The sequence below is a fragment of the Candidatus Methylospira mobilis genome (genome assembly GCF_009498235.1).
GTDB lineage: Bacteria > Pseudomonadota > Gammaproteobacteria > Methylococcales > Methylococcaceae > Methylospira > Methylospira mobilis.
On sequence record NZ_CP044205.1, the window covers coordinates 861,268 to 882,299 of the forward strand.

Consider the following 21,032-nt stretch of genomic DNA (forward strand, 5'->3'; position numbering starts at 1 on the left):
AAGCTCTTATCCTAACGACATTGGGGTGCTCGTCACAACGGTTGCTATTCGAAAGCAACCGTTGAATAATCATGTCATGAATTTTTTCGTGTTTTTCGTGGACAGTGTCTTAAGCTCAGTGTGCCAGTTTGAATGCGCGCACGGCGCCGGCAAGCGTGTTGCTTTGTTCTTCCAGGCTTTCGGCTGCCGCCGTTGCTTGTTCGACCAGCGCCGCGTTCTGTTGCGTCGCCTCATCCATTAACGAAATCGCTTGATTCACTTGTTCGATTCCTGAAGATTGTTCGCGGCTGGCTTCGGTTATCTCACCCATGATATCGGTCACATGCTTGATGGAGGCGACGATCTCTTCCATCGTCGACCCCGCTTCGTCAACCAGCCTGGCGCCGGATTCGACCTTGCCGACCGACTCATCGATCAGCGCCTTGATTTCGCGCGCGGCAGTGGCGCTGCGTTGCGCCAGATTTCTGACTTCGCTGGCGACGACGGCGAATCCACGCCCCTGTTCGCCGGCGCGCGCCGCCTCCACTGCCGCATTGAGCGCCAGTATGTTGGTCTGGAAGGCAATGCCGTCGATGATGCCGATGATGTCGGCGATCTTCTTCGAAGAGGTGGAGATTTCATTCATGGTCGCTACCGCCTGTTTGACGATTTTGCCGCCTTTAACCGCCACATCGGATGCGCCCAGCGCCAGTTGGTTGGCTTGCTGCGCATTATCGGCGTTTTGTTTTACCGTGCCGGTCAGTTCCTCCATGGACGCCGCCGTTTCTTGCAGGCTGGCCGCCTGCTGCTCGGTGCGCCCTGAAAGATCGTTGTTGCCCATCGCTATCTCTCTGGATGCGGTATGGATGGAATCGGTCGCGTCGCGAATCTGGCCGATTATCGCGGTGAGCTTTTCTGCCGTCTGATTCGAGTCTTCCTTTAGTTGACCGAACATGCCGGAATACTCTTTGGTAATCCTGCTGGTCAGGTCGCCCTGGGCGAGCGCTTCCAGCACGCGCACAACCTCGTTGAGTCCTTCAGAACTGACCTCCATCAAGCGGTTGATATTGATCGACAGCTGTTTGATAAAGCCTTCTTTGCCGCCAAGCGTAATACGTTTGTTGAAATCGCCCTCGACAGCCGCCTGGACGATGCTGTCGACTTCGCGTTCTATGGCCTGTTCCGCGGTAAAGTCTATCCAGCCGGCGGCAATGCCCAGACGTTCTCCTTTGTCGTTGATTACCGGCGACATGGCGATTCTGAAGGAGCGCGGCCCTACCGTGATGGTCGAAGTGGCCGGATTGCTCAGCTTTTTAAGAAGGTTGCGTTGATGTGCGGGATTGCGGTGGAATATGTCTATGTTTTTGCCCAGCAGCCGGGTCGCGTCGAAATCCGGGTAAATGGTTCGCAAATCCTGTTCGGCCATCTTGAACATTTCGATTTGCGCGTTGTTCAGATAAACGATGTTGGCCTCGTTATCGGTAATCATGGTGCTGGCTGCCGAACCGTCCAGCGCAAATTTGATGCGGTCGGTGACATTTGCATGGCGTTTTGCCTTGGTCATCGTGCAATCGAGCTGCCCCTGCATTTCCTTGATGCGTTCCAGCAGCAGGTCGATTTCATTGTCGCCCTGAATTTCGATGTTGTTGCGGTAACTGCCTTCCGAAATTTTGATCAGGACCGTCGCCATCAAGTTGAATCGCGATCCCAGCCACAATCTCAGCAGTGCTCCCAGCGAAACTGTCGCGACAAAGCTTGCGCATATAAACCCCAGCAGCAATTTTAAATCGAAATCGCGCGCGGCCTGATCGGTATCCTCCGCAAGGGAGAAGGCGAAATAAGCGATCAGGGCCAGAATGACTGCGTTTATTGTAATTTCTATCAGGATGCGCGCCTGCACCGAAAGATCGGCCAGCTTGTAAGGAATGGAGCGAATCCCGGTAGGTTCTACCCTGCCGCGATTCAAGCGGATGCCCTTGGCTTTTCCTTCTCTTATCCGCCGGTAAAGCTCTTCCGCCGTCTTGACTTGCGCGCGCGTGGGTTTGGTGCGCACCGATATGTATCCGACTATCTTCCCATTTTCGCGTTTCGGGGAAGCGAAGGCATGCACCCAGTAAAAATCGCCGTTTTTACAACGGTTTTTTACCAGACCGGTCCAGGATTGGCCTTGTTTCAGCGTTTGCCACAAGTCGGCGAAACCCGCTTCCGGCATATCGGGATGGCGCACGATATTATGCGCCTTTCCCATCAATTCGTTTTCGGAAAAGCCGCTGATCTTGAGAAAATCATCATTGACATAGGTAATGACGCCTTTTAAATCGGTTTCCGAGATGATGGTGGTGCCTTCGGGAACGAGGTGTTCGTGTTGTGTAACGGGCTGGTTGTTTCTCATATTCCTGTGCCATCTAATTGGGGGCCCCAAATGAGTCATTTATATACTAATTAATCAGCTACCCGGTTTATAGGGGCTGCGGGTAAGGCTGTCGAAACACGCGGAGCGAGCCTATCTTTCGTTACGCAGTGGATTCATTTCTTGCGGCTACGCTTTTGGGGCAGGCCATGGAGGAACCTCCTCCATGGCATCTCAGCGCCATAGATGGACGGTCTTGCCAACCTCGCCCGCGCAGCCCTTGTGCAGCTTCAGACTCGATGGTTATGAAATGGTTGTTTTTTAAAACGATCATACGGTATGTATTTGTTATTATTATATGAATGAAAATTAACCTTTATTTTATGGTGGGATTGTAGTCTATCATGCACTAACGCGCCAAGTGTGCGTACGCCTCCAGGGTTTGTATGCGCATATCGAACACGGACCCTCCCACTGTAAAATGATATAGGCTATGCCATCGTCTTTTGGTGATATCGATCAATTCCTGTACCGGATCGTCAAAAAAACAGCCTATGCCCGTGCCTCCGTATCCGGCTGCCACGGCTTCAAGATACAGGATCTGGCCGATTACGCCGCATTCCCAGTACAACTGGCGGTAGGCCCACGGCGCTGCTTGCAGCGCCGGTTCGAACTCGGCAATCATGCCGAGACTGAAGCAGCTGTCGGCGGCAATGGCCTGATGGCATGACAGGCGTTTGGCGGTATTTTTCGCGTTGGCCGCTACCAGCCTGAAAAAGTTCAGCGTTTCCGGGCAGTTGTCCGGTTTATTCCATTCGAATTCCGCTCGTAACCCGGTGCGGAGCTCCGTCGGCGCGTCGTCCGAGCGGCAAAACAGATAAAGTCCCGGCGCCAGATCCTTGACACGATGCACGAACAATATCAGGTGTACGCGCGGCGCCCATGGCCAGGTTTGAAACGGCGGGCCGTCGCGATAGGGCAGCGTGGCGTCCAGCATGCGGTACAGCTGTGCGCTGGAGATTTGAGTTTTACCGTCGTAGGCTTGCGCGCTGCGCCGATTTCGGATGACTGCTGCGGCCGGTTCAAGACTGATCAATGGCAAACGCGGCTGTGCCGCCGTTGTCTTATAGCGGGAGGCGGCTGTGCGCGGTTTTTCGGTGGCGCGGCTGACCGCTTCGATGGCGGGCCAGCGAATATGTTCGCTGCCGAGCGCGTCTGCCGTCCCCCTCCAAAGTCCCGCGCCCAGCGCTTGAATCAGGCGGTCCACGCGGATATGTCCCTGCTGTATCGGCGTATCCGTCGACGCAGGAAAGGGAATAAGCCGGCAGATCATGTCCGGCGTTTCCCGTTCGCCGTCGATAAAGTCGGCGCTGCGCGTCAACCCCAGAATAGCGGCGATATCGTCATCGCTCCATTCTTCCAGCATTTGCGCATGCCAGCCGTGCACTGCCGCAGCATATTGCAACGCGGCGTAGGCATGACCTGCATCATGCTGGCAGTAGCGGAATGCCCTGACGCCGTACTTCCAGGCTTCGCGCCAGTGCACCGAACTGAAGGCGATCAGCAGGCCGGTAAACGGAGCTTCGACTTCACAGCGCAGTTCCAAAGCGTGTTCATGAACCGCATAGTGGTACAGGCCGGATTTGAAATCAGCCATACCCGATATAAGGATATAAACCTCGGTAGGATGCAGATTGCCGCTGGAAGGGTTGCAGCGCAACGACCAGCGCTCGCCGCCGTATTGCTTCCATGCCGCCAGACCGAAACTATATTGCAGCAATGTCGACAAAGTCGACAAATTGATGTCCGCGCTTTGTTCGGGTGTCTGAAACAGCTCCTGGTAGCTGGGCGCAAGCGGCGTTTCCTGCAACGGCAGTTCGACCAGCGGCGCGCCGGAAAAGCGCCGAAACGGGTTGGGCTGGCAGGTCCAGTCCAGAAATTCCGGACCTGGGGCATAGGCGTCGAAATGATGCTTGCTTGCGTCGTGATAAGCGTAAACTTGTTGTAAAGCGTCATTCATGGTTGGTGTGCCTCATTGGACAAGAGGAAAGCTGGTTGTGATATGTTGTTTTTTCAGTAGCTTGACTCTATCTGGAGTAACTTGGCAAACTTTCTGCCAGCGGGCGATAAGCTTAGGCTTGCGGCGTATTACGTCAGGGCGCGGCGTTTCTGGGATGTTTTTCCGCAAGCGGCATAAGTTTGACGGAACCGAAAGTTTGTCGAGAATAGTATATTTTATGCATTAAACGCGCCAATTGCTGGCTATCTGATGCGGACGATTGCACTACTCCTGTAGTCCGATCCGTTAGGGAACTTGCATCAGCGATTGCTTATGTCAACCGCATGCGCTCGGATTAAGCCGTTAACCGTTTTGAGAGGAAATTCTGGATAACGGCAAACCGGATCAGGCCGCCGGCTTGCCCAAGGATGGGCGCGACCGGATGTCGTAGCCATGAAACATCCCGGCCTTGAAGCTTTCAGCCATATGTTCGGCGCGGGCGATGGCGTGTTCGGCAGCTTCCGCCGGCAGCGTTTCCAGGGCCGTTTTTCGAAACAGGTTCAGCCAGCTTTCGAAAAGCTCCGGACGTAGCGGCAGGCGGGCATGCAGAGGGTAGGGGGTGCCCTGGTAGCGGTCAGTTTGCAGCAGCGTGCGCGACCAGAAGTTTTCTACCACGCGATGGTGAGCGTCCCAGTCATCAATTACGGATTCGAAAATGGCTTGCAGACCGTCATCGGCCGAGGCGCGCTCATAAAAGCGGCGGACCAGTTCGGTAATATGGCGTTCGGTGAGGGTATCGTCTTCTGCATTCATCCTTAATACCTGTGGCGTCGACGGATTCGTCTACTATTCTGTTCGAAGCTGCCGGAGACTATACCCGATGCCAAGGATAATGTTAACTTTATCGAACCGGCGCGCAGCGCCTGGAAATAAATACAATGTTTCCTCGATAGCGATTATCCCTCAACGGCTGTTTTTACTCCCTCAGGCTTGATAAATATGACTGATAATTTGCACCTGACCGCACCGTCCTGCAGCGATGACCACGATCCCGCCGCGTTGCAGGCGGATGTTGCGCGACAACGTATATTCGATGCGGTTGCCCCGCAGGGAGCCGCCGGCGCAAGCGAACGGCTGAATCTGCTGCAAGCGCTGGATCGCGTGCTTGCCGAAGACATTGTCGCCGCCATTGATGTTCCGCCTTACGTCAATTCGGCGATGGACGGTTATGCGCTGCATGCCCATGATCTGCCCGACGGCGGCATGCGCGAGCTGCGCATAGCGGGCGCCAGTTTCGCCGGACATCCGTTTAATGGCGTCTGCGGCAGCGGCGAGTGTGTGCGGATCATGACCGGCGCGGTGATGCCCTCCGGCGCCGACACCGTGATTCCCAAGGAGCATGCCGAGTGCGTAGACGCTACGGCTATCCGCATTGATGGCCGCACCCGCGCCGGCGAGAATGTCCGCGCAGCCGGAGAAGACATTCGCCGGGGCCAGACCGTGCTGACCGGCGGACGCCGGATCACCTCGGCCGATCTGGGACTGATCGCTTCGCTGGGCATTGCGCAGGTCGCCGTCAAGCGCCGCCTGCGCGTGGCGGTCTTTTCCACGGGCGACGAATTGTGCGCAGTCGGCGCAAGCCTGCAACCCGGCCAGATTCACGACAGCAACCGTTATACGCTGCATGGCCTGCTAACCCGCCAGCATTGCGAAGTCAGCGATCTGGGCGTGGTGCGCGATGATCCGTCCGCGTTGCGCGGCGCCTTGCAATCCGCAGCGCGCGAGCATGACGTCGTCATTACCAGCGGCGGCGTTTCGGTCGGCGAGGCTGATCTGGTACGCCAGGTTTTGGGGGAGTTGGGAGATATCGCTTTCTGGAAGGTCGCGATCAAACCTGGACGGCCGTTGATCTTCGGTCATCTGGGACGGGCCGTATTCTTTGGCCTGCCCGGCAACCCGGTCGCTGTGATGGTGACCTTTAGCCAGTTCGTCCAGCCGGCGTTGCAGCGTCTGGCCGGTGAAACAGCCGAACCGCCGCTGATATTACGCGCGGTGTCCGGCTCGGCTTTGAAAAAACGCGCCGGGCGCACCGAATATCAGCGCGGCATCCTGACCCAGGACAGGGACGGAAAGCTGGTCGTATGCAAGACAGGTGAGCAGGGCTCCGGCATGTTGAGTTCCATGTCGCGTGCGAATTGTTTCATTGTGATGCCTTCCGAACAAACGCGCGTGGAGCCGGGGACCGAAGTCATGGTACAGCCCTTCGCCAGCTGGATGTAAGACCGCGCCCGGCGCGAAGCATGCTTCGTGCAGGGATGAGCGCTTAACTCATCGGCAATATGGGCATGGGCGAGGATTAATGCCGTTGCAGCCCGGTTCCCGGCGTGTTTATGTTGCCGTATCCGGCGGAGGAAACGGCCTTGAGCGGCTGCGGCATTTTCATTAACTGCCGCGCAGCGACGCATCGGGTCATGCCCGGCTTCTACATGCGGAACTGTGCAGCCGCTTCGACCGCGAGCACTTGTTCTTCGACCAGGATAGCATCGAATCGGGCGAGCGCTTTCCTGAACGGCTGCGACAGGGCGTGCGCGAGTCGGCAAGACCCAGCCGGCGTTGCGCTACAGCCTGGACTACGGCGGCGAGTACGCCGGATTTTGGTGGTTCCTGGCGGAAGACAAAACCGCGCTGGAACACGGCAGTCTGGGCCTGCTGCCGGTGCTCGAAGATTAAGTTCTGTCCCTGTTCGGTACCGCCGGGTTTGACGTTACGTGAAGGGCTGGGGCGAGGTTGGCGAGACCGTCTATGGCAGGCAGCCAAAAGTCGAGCCTCCTGGTAAGGATTCACTGCGTGTCTCGACAGCTACCCCTTGACCCAATCCCTGTAGCACGTAGCTCCGTGGCGCGGAACAAGACGAGCGAAGCCGGTCACGGCGCAAAAGCATGCCGGTTCCGGCGCGACATCACACCCCGTTGGTCATATCAATTTACCGATTCACACTCACTGCATAATATTTTATTAAATACATATTAAAGAACTCCCGGTATGCCGGATTGTCTAATATGTTGAAGGTTTACGAGTATGGCGTTGTGCAGATGTGAGGTGTGTCATGCGTGGTAAGTTACTGATTTTATGTTTGTTGTTAGGTTGCTTCCTGGGGCTGGCCGGTATCGCGCAGGCGCAGCGCATCAAGGATCTGGTCAGCGTGGAAGGCATACGCGAAAACCAGTTGACCGGTTACGGTCTGGTGGTGGGGCTGGACGGCACCGGCGACCAGACCACGCAGACGCCGTTTACCACGCAATCCATCAATAATCTGCTCAAGCAATCCGGCGTTTATCTACCGGAAATCAGCAGCACCACCATGCGTCTCAAAAATGTGGCCGCAGTGATGATAACGGCGTCCATGCCTGCTTATGCCCAGATTGGGCAAGCGATCGACGTTACCGTATCCTCCATGGGCAATGCATCCAGTTTGCGCGGAGGAACGCTGGTGATGACGCCGTTGAAGGGCGCGGACGGGCAAATCTACGCGGTGGCTCAGGGCAATGTATTGATAGGCGGTTATGGCGCGAGTCAGGACGGCAACTCGGTAAAGACCAATCAGCTGAATGCCGGCCTGATTTCCGACGGGGCCACCGTAGAACGACTGGTGCCTACCACGCTGGCCGAGGACGGAGTCATGCGCATCGATCTGGGCAACGCCGACTTTACCACCGCGAGCCGTATAGTCAACGCCATCAATCAACATTTCGGCTTGACTACCGCGTTCGCACAGGATGAGAGAGTGATTCTTGTGCGAGTACCCCGGAGCACATCGGATCAGGTTGTTTTTCTCAGCGAAATGGAAAATCTCGACGTAACCCCCGGTCAGATGCCGGCCAAAGTGGTTCTGAATGCGCGTACCGGTTCGGTGGTGATGAACCAGGTGGTCAGACTCGACCCTTGCGCGATTTCGCATGGCGATTTGACCGTGGTGGTCACTTCTACGCCGATTATCAGCCAGCCTGGCGCATTTTCGAACGGCAGGACCGTAGTGCAGCGTCAGACCCAGATAGGCGTTAACAACCAGCCGGGCAAAGTGATGGAACTGGATGGCGGTCCGACTTTGTCTGATGTGGTGGAAGCCTTGAACTCGATAGGCGCGACCCCGCAGGATCTATTGTCCATATTGCAGGTGATGAAGGTAGCCGGTTCCCTGCACGCGAATTTGGAGATAATCTGATCATGGGGGCAGGATTTTTTCAGGCGGTCCTACCGCCTGAGTTTCAGCCCGTCAAACGCTTGAAACGAAGTTTTGCGGCTATCGTCGCGTTATAGCTGATCCGGGGCATTACGCGCTTGCGATCCTTGTCAAGCCGGATGAATACCGAGATACCGATAACCTTCCGCACGCGCTGGATATTATACCCTCTCCGGCACTTATAGATGCAATGATCGCTGAAGCAGGTTTGACGGGCGATTTTCAGCAGGGTTTTCAACGGTATTCCAATCTTCATCTAAATTTGTATTGTCATCAACATAGTCAATACTCCCCGTTCGCGATGCGCCTGCCGGACCATGAACAGTCCTTCGACAGGCTCGGCGCGAACGGGGTAGAGTGTGAGCCCGAAACTGGTTTGTCCAAATCCTCCTGACATTTTAATTTAATAGTAATTAGTGTAACTCTTGTCTTTCCTGCGTTCGGTTCTGATCGTAGCGCTGTTGTTGAATGATTCCATTGCACCCAGAAGCAATTCCTGAAATCCTCCGCTCGGCAGCGCCTGGGCTGACTGCTGTGACCGGGAAGCTTGTTGAACGCCGGTTTCGCGCATGACGCTGGTTTCATCACCATAGCTTTGACCCAGACCGTCCACTTGTGACCAGTTCCTGGTGTAATGCGAAATTGCGCTAACGTTCATGGCTGCACCCTCTGTTGCTGCGGATTCTTCGGTACTGCCTCAACCTCCCAATTCATCCGCTGTATTACAAACCGCTTGTATTACTTATCGGATATTTCGCACCACATTTTAGGCTGTGGCGTCATAAAATATTGTCGGTTCAAGCGCTTCCGATAATGGGTATGCTTCAGCAACTGATGGAAGCATCGGGGCTTGATGTTGGTGAAATCGAATGCGACGGCGCATGGCTATAGCCGCGGTCTACGCTGCCGCCCGGTCAGGAAACAGGGGCGCGGCAACAAAATTGCCGCACGGTTTGACTACGCATGCATGCTCACGTTAGCATGCTGAAAACGCATGGGGGTATAGTGACCGCATTTCTTACACACTTGGGATTAACCGCAGCCTTTTTGCTGCTCGTCGCTCATCTGGTGCGTGGCGTACAGGTGGATGGATGGGGTCCGGCTTTGGTCGGCGCCATAGTCCTCGGCCTGGTGAATGCGTTTGTGAAGCCCGTCATGGTGCTGTTCACGTTGCCGCTGACGATACTCAGTCTCGGATTTTTTCTATTGATTATCAATGCCTTCATGCTGATGCTGGTGGCGTCGATCGTTCCAGGCATCCGTGTGCAGGGCTTCTTGCCCGCGCTGCTCGGCAGTTTGTTGCTGACGGCGCTGAATATCGCCATCGCATCGCATATTCCTTCATAGTTAAAAAATAAATATCTATTCAACCACCCGATTTTCGTTCGTTCCTTATGGCTCCCTTCGGCTATGCTCAGGTCAAGCCGCTCGCGACAGGATTGCGCTCGCCGCCCACAGCAGCGTGTCTGCTGTGGGCAAGCTGCCTGGACCGATGTCGACGCTCGCCATGAACAGAAACAATAGCCGGAATATGCTAATGAGATGAGTTGGCGCGCTTTTTATCCGTTTCTGCGAACTCGCTGTCCTCCGGCTGCCGGCTTTCGCCTTCTTCGGCAGCGGATAGAGCGGGATCGCGAACAACGACTTCAACATCGCGCAACCCATCTATCATCTCTTCATCGACACGGCAAATCTGTACGCCGTCTATGGACGGTACGTCGAACATCGGTTTACGCAGCACATGCTCCAGTATGCTGCGCAGCCCGCGCGCGCCGGTTTCGCGTTCTATCGCTTTCTGCGCAATGCGTTTCAACGCAGCCTCGGTAAATTCCAGTTCTACATTTTCATAGGAAAACAGCTTCTGATACTGGCGCGTCAGCGCATTCTTCGGCTCGGTGAGTATGCTGATCAGGGCTTCTTCGTTTAACGGCTCCAGCGGCGCCAGCACCGGGAAGCGCCCGATGAATTCGGGTATCAAGCCGAAGTGACGCAGATCGCCCGGCTGCGTTTCGTTCAGCAAAGCCTCCAGGTCCGGTTTTTCATCGCTATCGACCGGCTCGGCATGAAAACCTATGCCGCTACGCGAAGGTTTCAAACGCTTGGAAACGTGTTTCTCCAGGCCTGGAAACGCTCCGCCGGCTATGAACAGGATGTTACGGGTATCGAGCGCTACTTCGTCGCCGCCGCCATCGCGTTTTTTACCTTTTTGCGAAACCTTGACGACGGCGCCTTCCACCAGCCGCAACAATGCCTGCTGTACGCCTTCGCCGGAAATATCGCGGGTGTTGGTCGCCATTTCCGGGCTGCGTGCCAGCTTGTCGACTTCATCCAGGTATACGATACCCCATTCGGCGCGGCCGACATTGCCGTCGGCGACTTCGAGCAAGCGTACCAGTATGTTTTCGACATCGTCGCCGACATAACCGGCCTGGGTCAGCGTGGTTGCATCTGCAACCACGAAAGGCACGCCCACGGTTTTAGCCAGCGTGGATGCCATCAGGGTTTTACCTGTTCCGGTCGGGCCGATCAGCAGGATGTTTGATTTCCCCAGTTCGACCTCGTGGTGCAGGTGATTGAAGCCCTGATCGCCGCTTTCATGCTTCAGACGTTTGTAATGGTTGTAGACCGCAACCGACAGTATTTCCTTGGCAAGATGCTGGCCGACGACGTAAGTGTCGAGTATTTCCTTGATTTTAGAGGGCTTCGGTATAGGCCCATGCAGCTCGGTCAAAACGCGCTTGCGCCCCCAGTTGCTGACCACCTGGTCGGCCAGCTTGACGCAGGCTTCGCAAATGGCGCCTTCGGCTCCGGCGATCATCGGCGTCGCCGGTGTTTGCTCTATGCCGCAAAAAGAACAATGGGAATGAACCGAAGTATGTGTTGTTGCGTTCATGATCTTGCTCCCGGTTGTGTTGGTTTTTGTAAACTGCGTATCCAATTTCTGCGGCGGCTTTCCCTGGTGCGATCCTGCAGGATAAGGCGGATCTGCGGCGTCGCTTTTTTCAGCGATACCGTTTTCGCCGTAGTGATCGATTTGCACCAGAGCAAATGAAAGCCCATTTCCGATTCCACTATGCCGCTGATCTGATCCGGCTTCATTTCGAACAGCGCCTTATCCAGTTCGGGATAGAGCTGCCCGCGCACCACTGCGCCGATTTTACCTCCGTCCATCGCAGTCGGACACTCGGAATGTCGAGTAGCAAGTTCCTCGAACATGCGCGGTTTCTGCGCCAGACGTTGTGCAATTTGCTTGATGCGCACCAACGCCTGCTCGCGGCTGTTTTCCGGAAATTGCTCGTTGACGGTAATCAGTATATGCAGAACTTCGCGTTTTTCCGGCTGCACGAAACGCGTCTTGTGTTCGTGGTAAAACAGGCCGATATCGACCTCGCTGATTTCGTCGTCGCCGGCAACAACCTTGTCCAGTACCGTATTGACCCGGCATTGCCGCGCCAGCGCGAGCCGTAGCGTTTCTTCGGTCAAGCCGTTTTCAGCCAGTGCAGCCAGAAATCTATCGTCGTCCTCGTAGCGGGCGCGCACTTCCTGAATGGCGCGCGTGACTTCATCCTCACCGGCCACCACACCGATTGCTTCCCTGGCGCTTAAAATGCGCGATTCGAGTTCGAGCACGCGCGCCGCCTGACGTTCGGCCTGGATGCGTTCTTCATCGCTCAGTTCGGCAGGCGCGCGTTCGAAAAGCTCAAGCGCCGAACGCAGCATGGCATAAGGTAAATCGGCCTGGCCTGGACTTGCGGCCGTCTCGATGCGTGTCTGTTCGAAGCTCATGCAGTTTCCTCCTGCGTATCCTGTTCTTCCAGCGGCAGCAAACTGGCTTCGGGAACCAGCAGCGTATGGCCTGGAAAACGCACGTGGTATAAAACATTTTCGGGGTTGTCGCGCACGACTTTCAGTATTTCTCCTTCCGCGCCGCTGGCTGCGATCACCTCGCCCTTTACCGCCAGCGCATTGCGGCTGCGCACCTTATCCCTGAATTCGAAGCGGCTCGGCGCCCATGGCGCGTCCGCGGGGATCAGTTCTTCGGCGCGGCAGCCGACCATGCGCTGCTCGTTCATAAAGTGCACCGAGTAAATGACCTGATCCTGCAGGAAGGTGCCGACATTGACTACATAACCCACGCTGCCGCGCCGCACCAGAAAGTCGCCTACTTCCATCCCCGGATAAGTGCCGTCGTTGCGGACGTTGCGTATCACGCGAACTTCGGTTCCGTAATCATAGCGTTCCGGTTCCATAATACCCCCGATTACTTCTTGAACAGCCCTTCGATTGGAACAAACGTTGTTTGCGGCTCGTGCATGTGAAACACCTTGAACACTTTTTCCGTCAGCGCGTCGGAGACGACAAAGTCCTGGTAAGCCTGTTCCATTAGCCGTTTATAGACCGCATGCTTCGCTTCTTCATCTTCCGGCATTGTTTCCGCGCCCTGGTTCAGGTAATTATGGAAGCGTTGCAGGATATGCAGACGGTTTACATGCACCACCTTGGGGTCGTATTCGAGCTTGAAATAGTCCAGGAAATCTTCCGCGGATTCGAGGCTTTCAAGGTCTTCTTCAAAATTCATGGTAACTCCTCATATTCAAAACAAACCGCGTTTGCGGGACAAAACCTTCAGCACTTCAGCGGTTTGGGTATAGTATCGTTTTCTTCGGCTATATCCAGCACATCCAGCAACTGCTGAGCTCCCAGACGATTGTTGCTGTCCAGCGCCACCAGTTTTTGCAGCATCGATTTGCCGGTTTCCAGCCGCCCCAAACGCAGTTGCACGAAAGCGGCGGCTTTCAGGCATAATAGATGAAAACGCAGCAGCGTCATCGATTGCGTAATCGCCTGTTCGACATGACCGGTTTGCAAGGCCTGCCAATCCGGCGGAAAACCAAGGTCGCGACCGGTAATGGCCAATACTCTCCGGGATACTTCCAGTGCATCTTCAAGACGATGCTGATAATAATAAAAGCGGTAAAGCGCAACCAAAACGGTCAAGGACTCCGGCTCCAGGGCACAGGCTTCAAGTAAAGGCAACTCTCCACCGTCTTCCGCATAGAGCGCGGATGACTTCAAAATCAAGGCATCTATTTCCGGGTGTTGTGGTTTATCGAAATAGAGATCCTGTCCTTCAAAATCCAGTAAATCCACTTATTTGCTCCTTTATCCCTGACATGGCGTCGCACTCCAGCGCGTCTTGCCCGGAATCGGCGGCGCGGGTATTACGAATGTCGTTCTGAAATTGTCGCTTTTCTTGATTTGCCCTGATAAATCGGCCGGAATCGTATTGCTGGCGGCCTGATTCTTTTTTTCAACAGCTTGTGTATTCATAACGTCATCTCCGATGGGTAACAGGTCATGGTTTCATTCCGTTTGACGGACACTTCAAGTCGGCGGTACAACTTCCAAAGCAGTCCGACATCAGGAATCCGTTTGTAACAAACGACATAGGCGCGTATATCTTTCAACAGGCTTTCGGCCTGTGGCGGCTCCAGTCTGATGCCGATTTTTTGGTAAGCATCGATAACCGCTTGACGGCCGGAGTGCTTCCCTAGAATGAACTCGTGCTCGCGTCCTATGATGGCCGGATCAACCCCCTGATAGTTGAGTTTGTCTTTCAGCATGCCGTCGACGTGGATACCGGCTTCATGGCTGAAAACACGCTTGCCAACCAGGCTTTTGCGCCAGCCGACCGGTTCGCCGGAAGCGCGTTCGACGCAGCCGGAAACGCGGCAGAAATCCTTGAGATCGATCCCAGTTCCAATGCCGTGCAGTTGATGGAGCGCCGCGACTACTTCTTCCAGCGCCGCATTGCCGGCGCGTTCGCCCAAACCATTGACAGTCGTATTTACATGCGACGCGCCGCCCAGAACCGCTGCAAGGGTGTTGGCTGTCGCCAGCCCCAAATCGTCGTGCGCATGCATTTCCAGTTCCAGATCGGTAGCGCTACGCAAACGGCTGAAGGCGTCCCGCAATGCAAACGGCTCCATGATGCCGACGGTATCGGCGTAACGAAGACGGTTTGCGCCCGCTTTTCCAGCCGCTTCCGCAACTTGCAGTAAAAAGCCGATGTCCGCGCGGGATGCGTCTTCCATGCCGACGCAGACGTGAAAGCCGGCGTCGACGGCCGAGCGCACGCAGACGTTTATGCGCGACAGCACCTGCTCTTGTCCCAGATTCAGCTTGCGCCGCATCTGCTGTTCGGATACCGGAATGGAGAGGTCGATGCTGGGTACGCCCAGCCCGTTGCTCTGTTGTAAATCGGCAGGACACATGCGCGCCCAGACCATCAAACGCGCCTTGAGTCCCAAAGCAGCCAGTACCCTGATCTCGTCGCGCTCGCGCTCGCCCATGGCCGGAATACCTATTTCCAGTTCCGGTACCCCCAGGCTGTCCAGTTGCCGTGCAATCTCGATCTTTTCATCAAGCGAGAATGCAACGCCCGCCGACTGCTCGCCGTCTCGCAAGGTCGTGTCGTTTATGGTAATCGAGCGAGTCATGACAGCTCCTTAAGTTATAAGCTGGTAATCTGTTCGGGCCGTTGCGCGCCTAAGCAGCATATAGCGAAGCGGCAAAAATACAGCCCGGAGGCAGCCACGCGTTATCCGTGGATATCAAAACACGGAGTCTCTCCCTGATTTCACTACCTTTCATTCGGGCTACAATAATCGGTTTCCCTCACCCCAGCCCGCTCCGCGCTCCACGGACTGCCTTGCAGCGCAGTCCGTCTACGGCGGGGCGAAGCATGCTTCGCAAAGTTCCCTCTTCGCCCCAGCGGGAGATGAGGGTCGGTGTTCGCTACGCGATTTGCACGGGATAACGTTGCTCTTGCTTTACCCTTTATGCATAGGCCGGTGCAAAGGCCTTGTCCGGTTCGGTAATTGGGCCGTTCTCGCCCCAATACGGAGAAAGACGGCGCAATTCGGCCACAATGGGCGGAACCGCTGCGATCACGGCGTCGATTTCCTGCTGCGTGTTATAGCGCGACAGCGAGAAACGGATGGTTCCGTGCGCCGCCGTGTAGGGAATATTCATCGCGCGCATCACATGCGAGGGCTCCAGCGAGCCGGATGTGCAGGCCGAGCCCGACGAACCTGCTATCCCCTGTTTATTGAGCAGCATCAGGATCGACTCGCCCTCAATGTATTCAAACGCAATGTTGGCGGTATTGGGCAAGCGATTCGCTACATCTCCGGTTACGAAACAGTGCGGTACCTGGGCTAAAATCCCGGCTTCCAGCCGGTCGCGCAAGGCCTTCACCTGAGTATTCTCGAACTCGATATGCTGCTCGGCCAGTTCGCAGGCCTTGCCCAGGCCGATTACCGAGGCCGCGTTTTCGGTACCCGCTCGCCTTCCGCGTTCCTGGTGTCCGCCGCGCAGCAGCGGACGGAAGCGCACGCCGCGTTTAAGGTAGAGTACGCCGACGCCCTTGGGAGCATGCAGCTTGTGTCCTGAAACCGACAGCATGTCGATCTTGGTATTTTTTAAGTCGATGGGCACTTTGCCGACGGCCTGCACCGCATCGGTATGGAACTGCACGCCCACTGCATGCGCCATTTCCGCCATCTGCTCAACCGGAAACAGCGTGCCGGTTTCATTGTTGGCCCACATCACCGAAACGATGGCGACGTTGGGCGTTAACAAACGCTGGTACTCGGCCAGATCCAGACGCCCCTGACCGTCCACCGCCAGGCGGTGTATGGTGTAGCCTTCCTTTTCCAACTGTGCGCACAGCGCCAGTACCGCCGGATGCTCAACCGCAGTGGTGATGATTTCCTTGCGGCTCGGAAAGCATTTGATCGCAGACAGGATCGCGGTGTTGTCCGATTCCGTCCCGCACGAAGTCAGGATGATTTCCGAATCATGCGCCGCGCCCAGCAGGCTCTGGATCTGCTTGCGCGCCTTGCTCAACGCGCGGCCGACGCCGTTGCCGAAGCTATGGATGGACGAGGGGTTGCCGAACTGCTCCAGGAAAAACGGCAACATGGCCTCCACAACTTTCGGGTCGCACTGCGTCGTCGCGTTATTATCGAGATAGATATCAGCCATGAGCAGCACTCCTTTGATCATGCGCCAATTGGTCGGCGGGTATTACCCGGATGAATTCACCCAGATCTTCCATCAATTTTTGCTGGATGCCGCCGATGGTCATGTTGGCCATCCCGCATCCGGCGCAAGCTCCGGTCATTTTGATGTAGACGCGGTTGCCGTCGACTTCGACCAGTTCGGCGTCGCCGCCATCCATGCGCAGATTCGGACGTATCGCCTCGATTACCGCTTCGATACGGCGGATACGCTGCACCGAGGTCAAAGCGCCGCTTTTCTTGGCGGCAATCGGCAACGGCGCTGGCTCTTCCACTTTTTTTACGTCAGTGGAAAAAACTTCTCCTTTTTCGGTCAATACCTTTACCAGGATTTCTTCTATCCCTTCGTGGCACGACGAGCAACCGCCGCCGGCCTTGGTGTAATTGGTGACTTCTTCGACGGTATGCAGATTGTTAATGCGTATGGTTTCCTCTATCAGCACCGCGTCGACCGCGAAACATTTGCAGATCAGCGCGCCTTCTTCATGGTCGTCGCTCCATTCTTCGCCGCGATAGTTGGCAATCGCCGCCTGCAGCGCCTCGCGCCCCATCACGGAACAATGCATCTTTTCCGGCGGCAGGCCATCGAGATACTCGGCTATGTCCTGATTGGTGACCTTGAGCGCATCGTCCAGCGTCATTCCCTTGACTATTTCGGTCAGAGCCGATGACGACGCAATGGCGGAGCCGCAACCGAAGGTCTGGAAACGCGCATCTTCGATAACATCGGTTTCCGGGTTGACCTTCAGGCTCAAGCGCAACGCATCGCCGCAGGAAATCGAGCCGACATCGCCGACGCCGTTGGCTTCTTCCAGCACACCGACGTTGCGCGGTTGATAGAAGTGTTCTTTTACTTTTTCAGAATAATCCCACATGGGGTGACCTCCTCGGTATTCAATGTTACGCTGAGAAAGAATTGCCGCAGGAGCAGGCATTCTTGGCGTTTGGATTTGAGAATTTAAAGCCGGAACCTTCGATACTTTCGACAAAATCGACGCTGGTGCCTTCGATCATCGGTAAACTGCCTGGATCGACAAACACTTTGATTCCGTCATATTCAAGAACGGTATCGTCTTCAGCTGCGGCTTCTTCCAGCTTCAGACCATACTGCAAGCCGGAGCAGCCGCCTCCGGAAATCTGTATCCTCAATCCCGAAGCCGAGCCGGCTGAATCGGAACCGGAAGTAAAACGGTGTATGGCTTTGATGGCATTATCGGTTAGGGTAAGCATATGGATCTCCTGCTATGGGTGGTGGCACTGTCTTTGTAATATGTATTTGCACCCCGCGTGCCAAGTTTTTTTGTTGAAGTTAATATATTGTTTTTTATGATTTATTTTGAAATTCAACCTTGGGTAATGGCGCGGGTAGACCAAAATCACTCCTTTTGGAGTGTCGTATTTCCGACAAAATAGCAGAGGTATACAAAAATGCAGGCAGTAGAAACACTCGAAGAAGGCGACATCGTTTATGCGCTGATCGATTTTTATAATGACGGCAGCATCGAGCATCTAGATGAGGGCGCCTTGTTGGCCTCCAGGGGCGCTCGCGGCGTCATAGTGCGTATCGGCCATGTAGAACACCTTCCCGACAAGACCGTATTTCTGGTGCGATTCGAAGACAAGGATAATAACCTCGGCGACCCGGTCGGGTGCTGGGCTGATGAGCTGGGTGTTACATTGGCAAGCTGATTTATCCTGACAACGAGATCATTCAAGGGATCGTCTGCCCCGTCCGTCATGGTTGCCGGCGTCATGGCCGCCTTGAGTCCGGCCGGGGCGGAATGCGATCCGGATATAATCATATGGGGAGATCGTCTATGGCTGGGAGCCAAAGGCCGATTCTCCATACGGATTTTGGTGTGGTTGATCTACCGACACGCCCCCGCATGTCCAAACCGCCTTACACCCAAAAAATATTTAATGCGGTAGCCGGATAGTTGGCAAAAGACAAAAAAATACAGACAGAGTCGATCATTACTCATTACCCTGATAGAATAATCATGGAATTAGTTAAGCGCCTGCGCATAAACTCAGGTATCGGTCGGACCCGCAGAACAGCTCCCGAAATCCAATAAGGGCTTTTATGAGTCTTGACAAGAAGAGCAAGCAGAAACTGTCGAAGAGCCAGTTTCTGGTCGGAAAACCTATCGAATTCGACTGTTTCGATGAGCAAGGCGTATTGTTGTTCAGGAAGGGTCTGGTCATAGATTCCGCGCGCACGCTGGAACATATCCTCGAGCGCGGTTTGTTTGCCCAGATAGGGCAACCGTCGCAGAACACGTCTCAGCCTGCTGCGTCCGAATCAAGGCGTTTGCTGCTTGGTAAGTGGTCGGAAGCCGATGGTGATGCTGATGCTGATCCTTCGCCTTTCCAATATTTTTCCGGCTTGAACCGGCAACTGAAACAGCTCTATAGCGATATATGCGCAGAATCGGGGGCTGACGGCCTTGATTTTGCTTCGCGCGTGGGGCGCATCGCCGGTCAGGTGCAATCCCTGTGCGAGGTTGACTCGAATGCCGCCATCGGTCTTCTACACCTTGACCAGCGCAATCGCTACACTGTTTTCCACCCGCTGCATCGCTCGGTAGTCTGCAATCTGGTCGGAAAACGCTACGGTTATTCCGAAGAAGAGTGTAAACGCATTATCTGTGCCGCTTTGACCTGCGATTTGTCCACGCTCGAACTTCAGGAAAAACTCAACAACCAGGTAGCGCCATTGAGCCCTGAGCAACAGGCCAGTCTCCGAAATCATCCCGGCGATTCGGTCAGATTATTACGCGAACTGGGCGTTACCGACGAAGAATGGATTACTGCCGTCAACCAGCATCATGAAACTCTTTGCCAGTCCGGGTATCCGGGCGGAATACACCGCGACGAAGTCACTGTGTGGTCACGGCTGATTAAGCTTTCGGACAGCTATACCGCCATGATCACCCCGCGCCGCTATAAGCAGGCCATTACCTCCCAGCATGCCATGCGTACCCTGTTTTTGGCACGCGGCAGCCAGGTTGACGAGCATCTTACGATACTTTTTGTGAAAGCTTTGGGGGTATTTCCGCCGGGCGCTTTTGTCAAACTGGCAAACGGCGAGACCGCTGTCGTCGTCCGCCGCGGCAAGGATTCGAAAGCGCCGATGGTTAAAAGCGTGGTCGGCCCGCGCGGTGCGCCGCTCAATAGACCGTGTTTGCGCGATACTCAAATCAAACAGTTCGAGATTCGAGGCGTGGTTGAGCGAGACGGTGTCGCTGATATCGATCTGAATCAGCTTTGGGATTACACGCGGGGATCAAATGATGAACGTGGATGATGGGTCCGAGATGACGTCGAACAATGTACCTGCGGAAAGCTATGACCCCTATTTTAAGGAAGAGAATCTGGCTGCGCAGACGCGACGCTTTATCGCTACGTCGACGGATATTCCCGCAGACGCGCATGGCGCGCTGGTCGATATTCTGGTTGCCTACGAGTCGCTGCTGCGCGAAACCAAGCAACTGCTGCGCCAGGCGGACAAATTCAATCTTCGCCACAAGCGTGCAAACGAAAAGCTGAAGCGCCAGTACGAAGAACTTAAGACGACGCAGGCGCGCCTGCAGCAAGCCGAGCGCATGGCCTCCCTGTCGCTGATAGTTGCAGGCGTCGCTCATGAGGTCAATACGCCCGTTGGGATTTCGATCACTGCAGCGAGTCACCTGCAGGACACCAGCAAGCAGTTCGACGAGATGTTTAATGCAGGCCAAATGAAAAAAACCGACCTGCGCAACTACATTTCCAGGACAAAGGAAATAACCGAATTGTTGACGACAAACCTGCAGAGAGCCGCGGAACTGATCACCAGTTTCAAACAGGTTTCTGTCGATCAGACCAGTCAGAAACGCAGGGTATTCAATCTTAAAAAAACTATTCTGGAAACCCTGAACAGCCTGGGGCATCTTCGCAAGAGCAGCTCGCGAACTTTCGATCTGGACTGTCCAGACGCCATCGTCATGGATTCTTTTCCCGGCGCGCTTTCGCAAGTCATCATAAATCTGGTGATGAACGCGAATATCCACGCGTTTGACGACACAGGAGACGGACATATTGCCATTACAGCTGATGCCGATACGGATGAGGTGACGTTGAAGGTGGCCGACAATGGCAAAGGCATTTCCACGGGGAATCTGAAGCATATATTTGATCCGTTTTTTACAACGCGGCGTGGTCAGGGAGGCAGCGGCCTGGGATTACACCTGGTTTTCAATATGGTGACAGGTCCCCTGGGCGGCAGTATCGAAGTTAAGAGCACAGAAGGTTCAGGCACCTGTTTCACGCTGAAGCTCCCGCTGGTCGCACATGACGAACCGGAAGCCGTCACACCGATTCATGAATTTCAAGAGGCATGAC

At 55.1% G+C, this 21,032-nt stretch carries 21 protein-coding genes; 6 read left to right on the plus strand and 15 right to left on the minus strand.

Annotation, left to right across the window (positions count from 1 at the left end):
• Nucleotides 1–115: 115 nt before the first annotated feature.
• The 3 genes from F6R98_RS22600 to F6R98_RS03645 all read right to left on the minus strand — a co-directional run bounded on the left by F6R98_RS22600 (nt 116) and on the right by F6R98_RS03645 (nt 5,141).
• Complete coding sequence (locus F6R98_RS22600; protein ID WP_194270117.1) at nt 116–2,371, minus strand: methyl-accepting chemotaxis protein; 2,256 nt, start codon at nt 2,369–2,371, stop codon at nt 116–118.
• A gap of 367 nt (nt 2,372–2,738) precedes the next feature.
• Entirely contained in the window at nt 2,739–4,349 is a 1,611-nt protein-coding gene (locus F6R98_RS03640; protein ID WP_153247813.1) for a SagB/ThcOx family dehydrogenase, read from the minus strand.
• Nucleotides 4,350–4,733: 384 nt separating this feature from the next.
• Nucleotides 4,734–5,141 carry a group III truncated hemoglobin gene (locus F6R98_RS03645; RefSeq protein ID WP_153247814.1) on the minus strand — a complete coding sequence of 136 codons (408 nt, stop codon included), beginning with the start codon at nt 5,139–5,141 and terminating at the stop codon, nt 4,734–4,736.
• A 186-nt stretch (nt 5,142–5,327) separates the two neighbouring features.
• Here F6R98_RS03645 and moeA point away from each other — a divergent pair, with 186 nt between their 5' ends.
• Nucleotides 5,328–6,608, plus strand: a complete 1,281-nt coding sequence (moeA, locus tag F6R98_RS03650; RefSeq protein ID WP_153247815.1) for a molybdopterin molybdotransferase MoeA — start codon at nt 5,328–5,330, stop codon at nt 6,606–6,608.
• Nucleotides 6,609–7,434: 826 nt separating this feature from the next.
• On the plus strand, nt 7,435–8,550 hold the full coding sequence (locus F6R98_RS03655) for a flagellar basal body P-ring protein FlgI (RefSeq protein WP_153247816.1): 1,116 nt from the start codon (nt 7,435–7,437) through the stop codon (nt 8,548–8,550).
• 43 nt (nt 8,551–8,593) lie between these two features.
• Here F6R98_RS03655 and F6R98_RS03660 read toward each other — a convergent pair whose 3' ends face one another.
• Complete coding sequence (locus F6R98_RS03660) at nt 8,594–8,824, minus strand: hypothetical protein (protein WP_153247817.1); 231 nt, start codon at nt 8,822–8,824, stop codon at nt 8,594–8,596.
• A 147-nt stretch (nt 8,825–8,971) separates the two neighbouring features.
• A complete protein-coding gene (locus F6R98_RS03665) occupies nt 8,972–9,226 on the minus strand; it encodes a hypothetical protein (RefSeq protein ID WP_153247818.1) in 255 nt (84 codons plus the stop codon).
• Nucleotides 9,227–9,573: 347 nt separating this feature from the next.
• On the opposite strand from F6R98_RS03665, the gene F6R98_RS03670 reads away from it, so the two are divergent.
• Nucleotides 9,574–9,915 carry a phage holin family protein gene (locus F6R98_RS03670; RefSeq protein ID WP_153247819.1) on the plus strand — a complete coding sequence of 114 codons (342 nt, stop codon included), beginning with the start codon at nt 9,574–9,576 and terminating at the stop codon, nt 9,913–9,915.
• 187 nt (nt 9,916–10,102) lie between these two features.
• Here the strand turns inward: F6R98_RS03670 and clpX are convergent, their stop codons facing one another.
• The 10 genes from clpX to F6R98_RS03720 form a co-directional block, all read right to left on the minus strand.
• The gene (clpX, locus tag F6R98_RS03675; RefSeq protein WP_153247820.1) at nt 10,103–11,461 is read right to left on the minus strand and encodes an ATP-dependent Clp protease ATP-binding subunit ClpX; all 1,359 of its coding nucleotides are present in this window, start codon (nt 11,459–11,461) and stop codon (nt 10,103–10,105) included.
• A complete protein-coding gene (gene nifM / locus F6R98_RS03680; protein ID WP_153247821.1) occupies nt 11,458–12,354 on the minus strand; it encodes a nitrogen fixation protein NifM in 897 nt (298 codons plus the stop codon). The genes clpX and nifM overlap by 4 nt, the downstream gene beginning before the upstream one ends.
• The gene (locus F6R98_RS03685; RefSeq protein ID WP_153247822.1) at nt 12,351–12,818 is read right to left on the minus strand and encodes a nitrogen fixation protein NifZ; all 468 of its coding nucleotides are present in this window, start codon (nt 12,816–12,818) and stop codon (nt 12,351–12,353) included. Before F6R98_RS03685 ends, nifM begins: the two co-directional genes overlap by 4 nt.
• 11 nt (nt 12,819–12,829) lie before the next feature.
• The gene (gene nifW, locus F6R98_RS03690; RefSeq protein ID WP_153247823.1) at nt 12,830–13,147 is read right to left on the minus strand and encodes a nitrogenase-stabilizing/protective protein NifW; all 318 of its coding nucleotides are present in this window, start codon (nt 13,145–13,147) and stop codon (nt 12,830–12,832) included.
• A 47-nt stretch (nt 13,148–13,194) separates the two neighbouring features.
• Entirely contained in the window at nt 13,195–13,719 is a 525-nt protein-coding gene (locus F6R98_RS03695; protein ID WP_153247824.1) for a hypothetical protein, read from the minus strand.
• A gap of 12 nt (nt 13,720–13,731) precedes the next feature.
• Nucleotides 13,732–13,899, minus strand: coding sequence for a hypothetical protein (locus tag F6R98_RS03700; protein ID WP_153247825.1), 168 nt, complete (start codon nt 13,897–13,899; stop codon nt 13,732–13,734).
• Nucleotides 13,896–15,068: a homocitrate synthase gene (gene nifV / locus F6R98_RS03705; RefSeq protein ID WP_153247826.1), complete on the minus strand. Its 1,173-nt coding sequence runs from the start codon at nt 15,066–15,068 to the stop codon at nt 13,896–13,898. The genes F6R98_RS03700 and nifV overlap by 4 nt, the downstream gene beginning before the upstream one ends.
• 340 nt (nt 15,069–15,408) lie before the next feature.
• On the minus strand, nt 15,409–16,617 hold the full coding sequence (gene nifS, locus F6R98_RS03710; protein ID WP_153247827.1) for a cysteine desulfurase NifS: 1,209 nt from the start codon (nt 16,615–16,617) through the stop codon (nt 15,409–15,411).
• On the minus strand, nt 16,610–17,527 hold the full coding sequence (nifU, locus tag F6R98_RS03715; protein ID WP_153247828.1) for a Fe-S cluster assembly protein NifU: 918 nt from the start codon (nt 17,525–17,527) through the stop codon (nt 16,610–16,612). Before nifU ends, nifS begins: the two co-directional genes overlap by 8 nt.
• A 25-nt stretch (nt 17,528–17,552) precedes the next feature.
• Complete coding sequence (locus tag F6R98_RS03720; RefSeq protein ID WP_153247829.1) at nt 17,553–17,882, minus strand: HesB/IscA family protein; 330 nt, start codon at nt 17,880–17,882, stop codon at nt 17,553–17,555.
• A gap of 198 nt (nt 17,883–18,080) precedes the next feature.
• On the opposite strand from F6R98_RS03720, the gene F6R98_RS03725 reads away from it, so the two are divergent.
• From F6R98_RS03725 to F6R98_RS03735, 3 genes are all read left to right on the plus strand, one after another.
• Nucleotides 18,081–18,341, plus strand: a complete 261-nt coding sequence (locus tag F6R98_RS03725) for a nitrogen fixation protein NifZ (protein WP_153247830.1) — start codon at nt 18,081–18,083, stop codon at nt 18,339–18,341.
• Nucleotides 18,342–18,735: 394 nt separating this feature from the next.
• Entirely contained in the window at nt 18,736–19,959 is a 1,224-nt protein-coding gene (locus F6R98_RS03730; protein WP_153247831.1) for an HD-GYP domain-containing protein, read from the plus strand.
• Nucleotides 19,943–21,031 carry a sensor histidine kinase gene (locus F6R98_RS03735; protein ID WP_228125072.1) on the plus strand — a complete coding sequence of 363 codons (1,089 nt, stop codon included), beginning with the start codon at nt 19,943–19,945 and terminating at the stop codon, nt 21,029–21,031. The genes F6R98_RS03730 and F6R98_RS03735 overlap by 17 nt, the downstream gene beginning before the upstream one ends.
• The last annotated feature ends 1 nt before the right edge of the window (nt 21,032 follow it).